This is a genomic window from Bradyrhizobium sp. AUGA SZCCT0169 (assembly GCF_018130085.1).
Taxonomy (GTDB): domain Bacteria; phylum Pseudomonadota; class Alphaproteobacteria; order Rhizobiales; family Xanthobacteraceae; genus Bradyrhizobium.
Window position 1 is genome coordinate 142,758 of record NZ_JAFCMC010000009.1, and the last position, 11,711, is coordinate 154,468.

Here is an 11,711-nt window from a genome sequence, read left to right on the forward strand (position 1 = left end):
CCGGGCATCAGGCGGCGACGTCGGTTGCGAGCTTCAGCAGATTGGCCGACGTCGCCGTCGCGGCACTGTAGTCTTTCCACGCGGTATCGCGCGCGATGTCGCGCCACTTGGCGACGGTTGCCGCATCGAGCGCGCTGACTTTGGCGCCGGCCTTCTCATAAACCTTCGCGACTTCGATATCGTCGTCCTGCGCACCCTTCTTGCCGAAGGCTTCGAGGTCAGCGCCGACCGCGCGAATGATGTCCTGCTGGTTCTTGGGCAGCTTGTCGAAGCTCGCCTTCGACATCAACAACGGCTCCAGCATGAACCAGTAGGAGGCGCCCGCGCCCGAGGTCAGCGATTTTGCGACCTCCTCCAGACGGAACGAGATCAGGCTGGTGGAGGAGGTAATTCCGGCATCGCAGGCGCCGCTCTGCATCGCCGCATAGAGTTCGTTTGATGGTACCGAGAGCACCGCTGCGCCCGCGGTCAGCAGCACCATGTCCATCTCGCGCGAACCGCCCCGAACCTTGAGGCCCTTGGCGTCTTCCGGATCGACGATCGGCCTGGACCGGCTGGCGACGCCGCCGGCCTGCCAGACCCAGCTCAGCAGGATGATGCCCTTGTCGGCCAGGAAATCGGTCAGCGCCTTGCCGACGGGGTGCGTTTTCCAGCGCAAGCCCTGATCGTAGGTCGAAACCAGTCCGGGCATCAGGCCGATATTGGTTTCCGGCAACTCGCCGCCGGCATAGGGAAGGGGATAGAGGCTTAGATCGAGTTCGCCTTTGCGCATCGCCGAGAATTGCGCGTTGGTCTTGATCAGCGAGGAGTTCGGATAGACCTCGGCCGCAATCTCGCCGCCGCTGCGCTTGGCCACTCCCTGCGCGAACGTACGGCACAGGCGGTCGCGGAAATCACCCTTGTCGATGGTGCCGCCCGGAAACTGATGCGAAATCTTCAGCCTCGTTGCGGCGTGTGCGGTGCCCGTGCCGAAGCGAAGAATGGCAGGCGCGGCGAGCGCGGATCCGAGAACATGGCGGCGTGTGAGCATGGTTCTCCCCTGAATTGCATTCTTGGTCGGCGTGTCCAAGCCGGCGTTGAGCACCGTTTAGCCGGCCGCCGTGCGTAGAGTTTCTGTTCTGGTCGTTCGAGGCAGCCTGTCGCTCAAGGCAGCAGTGGCTGATTCCAGAGCCAGACTTCAAGGTCTGCCGCAGCGCACACGCAGGACGGGGAGGGGTTTTGTGGTCTCGTCGACCATGCGTTCGCCTCCGTTTCTCGGGACGCGTGCGCTGGCCTGCTTCAATTATCCGCTATGGCGGCAACGGCGCTCTCCTGCCGCCGTCCAGGACTATAAGCGCAAGGACGACCCACGAAGAACGACTCGCTATTCAACACGCCAGGAGTGTCACGAAGAAGGACAGGACATGATGAAGACGGATGCCATCAAAGGACGGCGGGTTGGTGAAAGACGGCATGAACAATAGCCAAGCCGTCGTTTGCTTTTGCAATCGGGCTCGCCTGCGCGGAGTCTTGCGATTTCCGGCGCGGTTACCCGCGCCCGAACGAGCGCGTTACTTCTTCTTGCCTTTGCCGCTCTTGCGGGCCGCGTAGCGCGCATCGCGCTTGGCCTTTGCTTCGGCCTCGAGGGCTGCCTGTCTGGCGGCCTCTTCTTCCTTTTCGCGGGCAAGCTGGGCGGCAGCCGCGGCCGCAGCCTCTTCCTCGCGCGCCTTGGCTTCGGCCTTGGCGGCTTCGCGGGCTTCCTTGGCCTTGGCGCGGGCGGCCGCCTGCGCTTCGCGCTCGGCCTGACGCTGCTTCACCTCCGGATCGTCAGGGCCGGGCTGGGCCTTGAACTTGTTCAGGATGTTCTGTCTCGCTTGCTGGGCGGCCTTCTGGCGGTCGGCGAAGCTGGGTTCCTTGAATCCACTCATAAAAAGGGGCCTTGTCGTTTTCTTGATTGGTTGTGACACGCAGGGGATTGGCGGTTTGCGCTTCAGTAGGTGAACCGGCGACAAAATGCCAGCACCGAAGGGGGCAAACAGGGAGATTTCCGTGAACGACCCGGTTGGTCGACCGCTGCCGGTGAGCGCGCTAAAGCGTTTTCCAGCGAAGTGGACACCGGTTCGCGTCAAGAAAACGCGTCAAGACAAGAATCTAGAGCCCCGTTCCGATTCCATCGGAACGGAAAGGCTCTAGCGGCGGCCGTGGCCGGATCGCCAATGGCGTTGGCCTCGACACAAGCGACGGCTGAAACCCGGTTCCGAGCCGAGCCAGGCAGTGGCTTTTCTAATCAGTCGCTGTTCTAATCAGTCCTGGATTGGTCGCGGCGGCCGCCCGGACCGAGAATTTTCGCAACCGTCACGGCCGTCATCGCCACGCGATCGGAAGTCCGCTGGGCTTCCAGCCTGTCGCGGGCTCCCTCCTTGATCATGAGATCGATGAGTTCGAGCCGTTTGGCATCGTCGGTCGCTTCAGCCAGTAGTTTTCGATAGCGATCGTAGTCGTAGCCCACTTCCTGCTTGCTCATGGCACGCTCCGCACACGCGCTTTCCCCAAACCAACACTGTTGATCAACCTCTGCACGCGCGCAACGGATTTGCGGGACTTATACCCCTGCCGCGCATCTTGGCGTCCGAGTGTTGCAGAATTGATCCGGCAGATAGCGCACAGGTTGTGGCGCGGTCGGATGTCGGGAGAGGGAACCCGATACGATCGGTAGCGCCGCCCCGCTTGGGCCGGAACGTGCCGGCGCAATCGGTCGCACCTGAAAGCCGAAACACTGTGAATTCGCTCACATAAGGACGGCCGGCGCGAGCCTATGTTGCGGCAGGTCCTGAAAGGAAGGACGGCCATGATCCCGAATTGGTGCACCCCTAAAAATGTCGTTCTCGCCGCAGCGATCGTTTTGTTCGCCTGCGTCGCGGGCGGTGTTGCGACCGGACTGGCGTATCCGGAGCCGGTGTCCAGCGCCGCGCTCGGGCCAGATTGGCAGTGCAGCCGGATGGCGTTTGTCTGGACCACCTGCAGGAGACTGACGCACGCCAAATCTGCATCGATTCGTGTAGCGAGGGAACCGGTCTGCACGCGAATCCGGACCTAGGCGCGAGAAGGTCCGGCAACGTTGCGTTGGGTCGTCGCTGGAGCGTTTTCCAGTGAAGACGCTACCGGTTCGTGTCAAGAAAACGCGTCAGATCAAAAATCCAGAGCCCCGTTCCGGTTTCAATCGGAACGGACAGGGCTCTAGACGATGGTCGTGAGCACGTACGCATGCCACGCACCCCAGTCGATTCCATCAAACGCGCGGATATACATGGTCTCGCCGCCGGTGGCGGCGCCACCACGGAGCCAGACATTGGAAAGGTCGGCGGGGCTGACATCGATCACCGTGCTGGCAGCCCAGTGGGAATTCGTGGGCGTCCAGAAGTAGCCGCTGTTAGCGCCGGAGCCTCCGTCCCAGAACTGATATTGGGTTGCCGGATGTGCGTCGGCATCGGAATAGGACACCAGGTTGCCGATCTGGCTCCACTCATTGACGTGCAGGGTCTGGTTGTTGATCGAAGCCACCGGTGCATGGTTCGGCAGTGTGGTCACGGTGAACGTATCCCAATTGCCCCACGAGGTTCCGTCGAAAGCCCGGATGTACATGGTTTCGGTACTGCCCGCCGTACCGCCTTTTATCCAGACATTGGCCAGATCGGATGCCGCGACATCAATGACCGTGCTCGACGCCCAGTGTGAATTGGCGGGTGTCGAGAAATAGGCGCTGTTGGCGGCGGTGCCTCCGTCCCAGAGCTGGTATTGTGTGATCGTGTCGCCATCGGCGTCGGACGATGTGGTCCAGTTGACGAGCTGGGCCCATTGCGCGGCGTTCAGCGTATGGTCGTTGATCGTCGCGGTCGGCGCGGTATTTATCGTCGTCGTCAGCGTGAAAGAATCCCAGTTCCCCCATTCGTTGCCATCGAATGCGCGGACCCAAAGCGTCTCGGACCCGGTCGCCGCGCCTCCCTGGATCCAGACATTGCCGAGATCGGCGGCCGAAACGTCGATCGTGGTGTTGGCAGCCCAATGTGAGTTGGTCGGAGTCCAGAAAAAAGCGCTCGTCGCGGCCGTGCCGCTGTCCCAGAACTGATACTTCGTGATGTTATCGTTGTCCCCGTCGACCACGCTGAGCCAATTGTCGATGTTGGCCCAATGGCCTTGGCGTAAGGAATGATCGTTGATGGCGGCGACGGGCTTTGCGTTCGTCGACGCCACGGTGAAACTGTCCCAATTGCCCCAGTCGGAGCCATCGAATGCGCGTACCCACATCGTTTCCGACTCGGGCGTCGAGCCGGCCCGGACCCAAACATTGGCCAGGTCGGCCGCGGAAACTTCGATCACCGTGTTGGCGGCCCAATGAGAATTGGTGGGCGTCCAGAAATAGCCGCTGGTGGCCCCTGTGCCGCTGTCCCAGAACTGATATTTTTTGGCGGCATCTCCGTCGGCGACGGAGTAACTCAACACGGTCGATACTTGCTTCCATGTGTTGACGTGCACCGATTGATCGGCGATCGCGGCGACCGGGGTCGCGTTGAGAGTCGTGGTGAAGGTGAACGACGCCCAGTTGCCCCAGGCGGTCCCGTCGGACGCGCGTACCCACATCGTCTCGCTGCCGGTGGTCGAGCCGGACCGCAGCCAGACGTCGGAGAGTTGCGACGCGGGAACGTCAATCGTGGTGCCGGCGGGCCAATGGTCGTTGGTAGAGGTCCAGATATAGCCACTGGTCGCGGACGTACCGCCATCGAAGAACTGGTAGCTTACCGCTGGGTTGCCGTCGGCATCGGAATAGCTGATCCAGGGTTGATACAGTTGCCAGTGGTTTGATGGCAGGCTTCGATTGCCGACCGAAACGACGGGTGCAGCCATGACGTGCGTCCTCGTGATGTGCCGGTTGAAAATACCGGGCTGTTTCCAAGGTACAGCGCGATCGAGGTTGCCTTCAAAACAAGGCCGCCAGCTTCAGTCCTGCATCAGCAAACAAAGCAACTTAGAAAATCATCAAATCCAAACGGCAGGCCGAAAACGATCGTCTGATCCGGTCAGCATCGCAATTCTTGCGCGATCTGTCTGTGATTCATGTCACGGACGTCGAAAAAATCGACGAAGCACTTCGCCGGGATTGACACGCGCGCGCTGCGCATTTGGCCGCCACCGAACACGCGTTCTTCGGAGTCGCCCAAAAATGCGACACGCTCAGTGGGGAAGAGGGATGAATCGCTATCCTGACAAATCGTGGTTAGATAGAAATATCTGTTTTCCATCGACCGGCGAGATATCGTCGCGGCAAATAACATCATGAAGGGCTACAGCCTTGCCTATCACTACGGCGCTGGTAGCACCTATGTTGCCGCGGGAAACGTCTGATGACGAACCGCAGGCTGCGAGTGCGTCATATGCGCCTCTGAACGCGGTGTAACCGCGATATCGATCGTGGCGCCACCTCGCATACTCGATCCGGGACGGCATCCCGATCATGCTGCCGGCAGAAGCGCGAAAGCTGGATTGAAGCCTTTCGAAGATCCGGTCTCACACAGCGTCCGTTTGATTCATCAGCTCCATATTGCTAGACGAGCGGCCATGGAAAAGTCGCGTCTCAGATTGTCCCGCTTTGACCTGGTACTCGCCATGCTGGCGGTTGTGGTCATCCTCTACGTCCTGAGCCTTGGCGCTGCGGTACGGCTCTAATCGGACCTCCTGTAATCAATGACCGATCTCATCCGCTACCGCTACAATACGATGGCCGCTGAATCGCCCAACGGCGAGTGGACCTGGCGGGTGATTTTAGAAGAGCCGGATGGGTTCAAAGAGGTTCTGGTAAAACGACTTGTCGTGAACGTGCCTTCGTTCAGCAAGGAAGATGAGATGCCAGTCGTAGGGCGAAAATTTCACATGGCTTGCCGAGGCACGTTTCGCCTGGATGACGAAGGCACCGGGATTATCGATCCGTAGCCGTCTCAGGCGGCCTCTTTATGGTGACTGCACCATGAGAAACGCCAGCGCCAGTTACCGGGTGAGCGACAACCATGAAAGCCAGGCGTTCTCTTCAATACAGAATGCGACACTGCCTTTTCGAGAACAAACCAGCTATCCGATTGAAATTATTGGCGATCCCAGCAGGATTCGAACCTGCAACCCACGGAGTAGAAATCCGTTACTCTATCCAGTTGAGCTATGGGACCGTTGGAGTCTTTCTAGCACTGCCAATATGAAAAATCCGCCTCATAGCCAAGTCCGTTCCGAACCGATTTCCTTCAGGCTGCGACAAAGCCAGACGGCGGACCATTGCCTTCGGTTCGCCCATCAATCAATGCTGCGCCGGTAACCCCGCCGGTGCGGTCCGGGACCGTGGACTGCCTGAGCCATGCATGCGACTTTTTCGCAAGCCTCTTCCATCGCCATCAGTCCGTCACCTTTTCGCGCACTTTTCGTCCGTTACGAGGCGGTCGTCCGCCCAAGGAGCTCCATCATGATCGGTTTGGTTCGCGCCGCAGTCGTTTGCGCCACGATGGCGCTTGGCCTGGTCGCAGCGCAGGCAGCAGATAAAGCCTTCAAACGCGACGATCTCGCCGATTCCGCGGTCAAGCTGGAGGCCCAGATCAAGAGCGAGGCGGGGCCGGTTTCCAAATCCAGCGCGACGCTGCGGACTGATGCGGATACCGCCTTCAAGCGTGCTGACTTCCGCACCGGCCTGCAAATCCTTGGACAGATCGCGGCCACCACGCCGGAGGACACCGCCAACTGGCTCAAACTCGCCAAGACCATCTTCCAGATCCGCTCCGCAAGCTCGAGCGAACAGACCTTCCTGCTCGAGCGCGCCTCGACCGCCGCCTACATCGCCTATCAGCGCGCCGGCAACGCCGCCGAGGAGGCCGATGCGCTGGCGGTGCTGGGCCGGGCGATGTCAGACCGCAAGCTCTGGCGGCCGGCGCTGGATAGCTTACGGCTGTCGCTCGACATGCGCGAGGTCGCCGAGGTGCGCGGCCAATACGAGAAGATGCGCGACCAGCACGGTTTTCGTCTTCTGGATTATACCGTGGACTCGGACGGCGCGTCACCGCGGGCGTGCTTCCAGTTCTCTGAGGATCTGGCCAAGCGAGTCGATTTCGCGCCGTTCCTGGCGCTGGCCGGTACCGACAAGCCGGCGCTGTCGGCCGAAGGCAAGCAGCTTTGCGTCGATGGCCTGAAGCACGGCGAGCGCTACAACATCAATCTTCGTGCCGGCCTGCCGTCCACGGTCAAGGAAACCCTGCCGAAATCGGCCGAATTCAACGTCTATGTCCGCGACCGCAAGCCGTTCGTGCGCTTCACCGGCCGCGCCTATGTGCTGCCGCGTACCGGCCAGCGCGGCATCCCGCTGGTCAGCGTCAATACGCCCGCCGTGAACGTCAACGTGTTCCGGATCGGCGACCGTAACCTGATTAATACGGTGATCGACAGCGACTTCCAGAAGACGCTGTCGAGCTACCAACTCGGCGATCTCGGCGACGAAAAGGGCGTCAAGGTCTGGACCGGCGAACTCGCCACCGCCACCACGCTCAACCAGGACGTCATTACCGCGTTCCCGGTCGACCAGGCGCTGGGCGACCTGCAGCCGGGCGTCTATGTGATGACGGCGTCAGCCAAAGGCCCCGGCAGCGATGATGACGGAAGGCTGGCGACGCAGTGGTTCATCGTCTCCGACATGGGCCTGTCGGCGTTTTCAGGTAATGACGGTGTCCACGTCTTCGTCAATTCGCTGGCGTCCACCGAGGCGGTCGGCAAGGCCGAGGTGCGGCTGATCGCCCGTAACAACGAGATCCTGGCGACCCGCAAGACCGACGATTCCGGCCACGTGCTGTTCGAGGCGGGATTGGCGCGCGGCGAGGGCGGGCTGTCGCCGGCCTTGCTCACGGTCATGAGCGAGAAGTCGGACTACGCATTCCTCAGCCTCAAGACCACCGCGTTCGACCTCACCGACCGTGGCGTGTCCGGCCGGGTGGTGCCATCAGGCGCCGACGCCTTCGTCTACGCCGAGCGCGGGGTCTACCGCTCCACCGAGACCGTCTATCTCACCGCGCTGCTGCGCGACGGGCAGGGCAACGCCATGACGGGCGGACCGCTGACCCTCGTCATCGAACGCCCGGATGGCGTCGAATTCCGCCGCGCCGTATTGCCCGATCAGGGCGCGGGCGGCCGCAGCATGGTGGTCCCGCTCAATTCGGCGGTCCCGACGGGGACCTGGCGGGTACGCGCGTTCACCGACCCCAAGGGGTCGGCGGTCGGCGAAACCACCTTCATGGTCGAGGACTACATCCCCGAACGGATCGAATTCAACATCTCCAGCAAGGAGAAAATGATCAAAGCTGAAGTTCCAGTTGAACTTAAGGTCGATGGTCGTTTCCTCTACGGCGCTCCGGCTTCCGGCCTGCAGCTCGAAGGCGACATGCTGGTCACCTCGGCAGCCTCCGGGCGGCCGGGCTATCCCGGCTACCAGTTCGGCGTTGCCGACGAGGAAACCGCCAGCAACGAGCGCACCCCGATTGAGAACCTGCCGGAGGCCGACGCCAATGGCGTGGCGACGTTCCCGGTGTCGCTGGCCAAGGCGTCAACTTCGACCCGCCCGCAGGAGGCGCAAATCTTCATCCGCATGGCGGAGGCCGGTGGCCGCGCCGTCGAGCGCAAGCTGGTGCTCCCCGTGGCGCCTGCCACGCCCTTGATCGGCATCAAGCCGCTGTTTGGGGACAAGAGCGTCGCGGAGGGTGATAAGGCCGAATTCGACGTGGTCTTCGTCGCCCCCGACGGCAAGCAATTGCCGCGTGACGGCCTGCGTTACGAGCTTCTGAAGATGGAATCGCGCTACCAGTGGTACCGGCAGAATTCGTCCTGGGAATACGAGCCGGTCAAATCGACCTCGCGCGTCGCCGATGGCGACCTGACGCTGTCAGCCGACAAGGCGGCGAGGGTGTCGCTGGCGCCGCAGCCCGGCCGCTATCGCCTGGACGTCAAATCGACCGAGGCGGACGGACCGGTCACCTCGGTCCAGTTCGATGTCGGTTGGTATTCGGACGGCAGCGCCGACACCCCCGATCTCCTCGAAACCTCGATCGACAAGCCGGAATACGCCTCCGGCGACACCATGGTGGTGTCGGTCAACGCCCGCACAGCGGGCAAGCTGACCATCAACGTTCTGGGCGACCGTCTGCTGACGACCCAGACCGTGGACGTCAAGGAAGGCACCCAGCAGGTCAAGCTATCAGTCGGCAAGGATTGGGGCACCGGCGCCTATGTGCTGGCGACGCTGCGCCGTCCGCTCGACGCCGCGGCGCTGCGGATGCCCGGACGGGCGATCGGCCTGAAATGGTTCGGCATCGACAAGAAGGCCCGCACCCTGCAGGTGGCGCTCTCGCCGCCGCCGCTGGTCCGCCCCGGAACCGCCCTGAAGATTCCGGTCAAGCTCGGCGGGCTCAACCCCGGCGAAGACGCCAAGATCGTCGTCGCCGCGGTCGATGTCGGCATTCTCAACCTGACCAATTACAAGCCGCCGGCGCCGGATGACTTCTATCTCGGCCAGCGCCGCCTGACGTCCGAGATCCGCGACCTCTACGGGCAATTGATCGACGGCATGCAGGGCACCCGCGGCCAGCTCAAGACCGGCGGCGACGGCGCCGGCGCCGAGCTGCAGGGCTCACCGCCCACCCAGAAACCCCTCGCGCTTTATTCCGGCATCGTCACGGTCGGCCCTGACGGGTCTGCCGAGATCAGCTTCGACATTCCGGAGTTCGCCGGCACCGCGCGTGTCATGGCGGTGGCCTGGAGTGCGACAAGGCTTGGCCGCGCCACGACAGACGTCACCGTGCGCGATCCCGTGGTGCTGACCGCAACATTGCCGCGCTTCCTGCTCAACGGTGACCGCGGCACCATGAGCTTCGATCTCGACAACGTTGAAGGTGCACCCGGCGACTACACCATCAGCGTCAAGACGACGGGCCCGGTGAAGGTGAGCGGCAACCCCAGCATCACGGTCAAGCTCGCCGCCAAGCAGCGGACCTCGATGTCGCTGGCGATCGACGGCGGCGGCGCCGGCACCGCCAATCTCGATGTCGACATCAAGGGTCCGAACGGCCTGGCGCTGGCGCGGCACTATGCGCTCGACGTCAAGGCGGCGACGCAGGTCCTGGCGCGCCGCTCGATCCGTACCCTGGCCAAGGGCGAGAGCCTGACGCTGACCTCGGACATGTTCACCGACCTGGTGTCGGGAACGGGTAGCGTGTCGCTCTCCGTCAGCCTGTCCACCGCACTCGATGCGGCGACCATCCTCAAGGCGCTGGATCGCTATCCGCATGGATGTTCCGAACAGATCACCAGCCGCGCGCTGCCGCTGCTCTACGTCAACGATCTCGCCGCGGGCGCCCATCTGGCGATGGACACCGCGGTCGATCAGCGCATCCGGGACGCGATCGAGCGGCTGCTGGCGCGTCAGGGCTCGAACGGGTCGTTCGGCCTGTGGTCGGCGGGCGGCGATGATGCCTGGCTCGACGCCTACGTGACTGACTTCCTGACCCGCGCCCGTGAGAAGGGCTTTGCAGTGCCGGATGGGCTGTTCAAGAGCGCGCTCGACCGCATCCGCAACTCCGTGGTCAACGCCAACGAGCCCGAAAAGGACGGCGGCCGCGATCTGGCCTACGGCCTTTACGTGCTCGCCCGCAACGGCGCCGCCCCGATCGGCGACCTGCGCTATCTCGCCGACACCAAGCTGAACAATCTGGCGACGCCGATTGCGAAATCGCAACTGGCGGCGGCGCTGGCGTTGGTCGGCGACAAGGCGAGGGCGGAGCGCGTCTACGGCGCAGCGCTCGATGCACTGGTGCCGAAGCCCGTGATCGAGTTCGGCCGGGTCGACTATGGCAGCGCCTTGCGCGATGCCGCAGCTTTGGTCTCGCTCGCCAGCGAAGGCAACGCCCCGCGGGCGACGCTGACGCAGGCGGTGCAGCGGGTCGAAGTGGCGCGGGGCCTTTCGCCCTACACCTCGACGCAGGAAAACGCCTGGCTGGTGTTGGCCTCGCGCGCGCTCTCGAAGGAGACGATGGCGCTCGATATCGATGGTTCGCCGATCAAGACGGCGGCCTATCGCAGCTACAAGGCCGAGCAGATGGTCGGCAAGCCGGTCAAGATCACCAATACCGGCGACGCACCGGTACAGGCCGTGGTCTCGGTCTCGGGTTCGCCGGTCACGCCGGAGCCCGCGGCCTCGAACGGCTTCAAGATCGAGCGCAATTACTTCACGCTCGACGGCAAGCCCGCCGATATCAGCAAGGCCAAGCAGAACGACCGATTTGCGGTCGTGCTGAAGATCACCGAGGCCAAGCCGGAATACGGGCACATCATGGTGGCCGACTACCTCCCGGCCGGCCTCGAGATCGACAATCCGAGGCTGGTGTCTTCCGGCGACAAAGGCACGTTGGACTGGATCGAGGACGGCGAGGAGCCCGAGAATACCGAGTTCCGTGATGACCGCTTCACCGCGGCCATCGATCGCGCCAGCGACGATACGGCGGTGTTCACCGTCGCCTATGTCGTGCGCGCGGTTTCCCCCGGCAAATACGTGCTGCCGCAGGCCTATGTCGAGGACATGTACAATCCCTCGCGCTATGGCCGCACCGGCACCGGCACCGTGGAGGTCCGTCCGGCCAAATGAGCGAGACGGGGCCCATAGCACC

Annotated in this window: 6 protein-coding genes and 1 tRNA gene; 2 read left to right on the plus strand and 5 right to left on the minus strand. The window is 62.8% G+C overall.

The features are described from left to right. Nucleotides 1-7: 7 nt before the first annotated feature. From dctP to JQ609_RS13665, 4 genes are all read right to left on the minus strand, one after another. Nucleotides 8-1,030 carry a TRAP transporter substrate-binding protein DctP gene (gene dctP, locus JQ609_RS13650; RefSeq protein ID WP_212273777.1) on the minus strand — a complete coding sequence of 341 codons (1,023 nt, stop codon included), beginning with the start codon at nt 1,028-1,030 and terminating at the stop codon, nt 8-10. Between the two features lie 520 nt (nt 1,031-1,550). Further along, on the minus strand, nt 1,551-1,907 hold the full coding sequence (locus JQ609_RS13655) for a DUF6481 family protein (protein ID WP_212209456.1): 357 nt from the start codon (nt 1,905-1,907) through the stop codon (nt 1,551-1,553). Nucleotides 1,908-2,278: 371 nt separating this feature from the next. Further along, nucleotides 2,279-2,503: a hypothetical protein gene (locus JQ609_RS13660; protein WP_212209457.1), complete on the minus strand. Its 225-nt coding sequence runs from the start codon at nt 2,501-2,503 to the stop codon at nt 2,279-2,281. A gap of 713 nt (nt 2,504-3,216) precedes the next feature. Continuing rightward, a complete protein-coding gene (locus tag JQ609_RS13665) occupies nt 3,217-4,881 on the minus strand; it encodes a hypothetical protein (RefSeq protein ID WP_212273778.1) in 1,665 nt (554 codons plus the stop codon). Between the two features lie 837 nt (nt 4,882-5,718). On the opposite strand from JQ609_RS13665, the gene JQ609_RS13670 reads away from it, so the two are divergent. Next, on the plus strand, nt 5,719-5,964 hold the full coding sequence (locus JQ609_RS13670; RefSeq protein WP_212273779.1) for a hypothetical protein: 246 nt from the start codon (nt 5,719-5,721) through the stop codon (nt 5,962-5,964). Between the two features lie 153 nt (nt 5,965-6,117). On the opposite strand, the gene JQ609_RS13675 is transcribed toward JQ609_RS13670, so the two are convergent. After that, nucleotides 6,118-6,194 (minus strand) — tRNA-Arg (locus JQ609_RS13675). 287 nt (nt 6,195-6,481) lie between these two features. On the opposite strand from JQ609_RS13675, the gene JQ609_RS13680 reads away from it, so the two are divergent. Continuing rightward, nucleotides 6,482-11,689 (plus strand): alpha-2-macroglobulin, encoded by a 5,208-nt coding sequence (locus tag JQ609_RS13680; RefSeq protein WP_212273780.1) that lies wholly within the window; start codon nt 6,482-6,484, stop codon nt 11,687-11,689. Nucleotides 11,690-11,711: the final 22 nt, after the last annotated feature.

Coding starts and splice junctions, on each gene's coding strand:
- dctP (WP_212273777.1), bottom strand. CDS start 1,030: ATGCTCACACGCCGCCATGTTCTCGGATCCGCGCTCGCCGCGCCTGCC.
- JQ609_RS13655 (WP_212209456.1), bottom strand. CDS start 1,907: ATGAGTGGATTCAAGGAACCCAGCTTCGCCGACCGCCAGAAGGCCGCC.
- JQ609_RS13660 (WP_212209457.1), bottom strand. CDS start 2,503: ATGAGCAAGCAGGAAGTGGGCTACGACTACGATCGCTATCGAAAACTA.
- JQ609_RS13665 (WP_212273778.1), bottom strand. CDS start 4,881: ATGGCTGCACCCGTCGTTTCGGTCGGCAATCGAAGCCTGCCATCAAAC.
- JQ609_RS13670 (WP_212273779.1), top strand. CDS start 5,719: ATGACCGATCTCATCCGCTACCGCTACAATACGATGGCCGCTGAATCG.
- JQ609_RS13680 (WP_212273780.1), top strand. CDS start 6,482: ATGATCGGTTTGGTTCGCGCCGCAGTCGTTTGCGCCACGATGGCGCTT.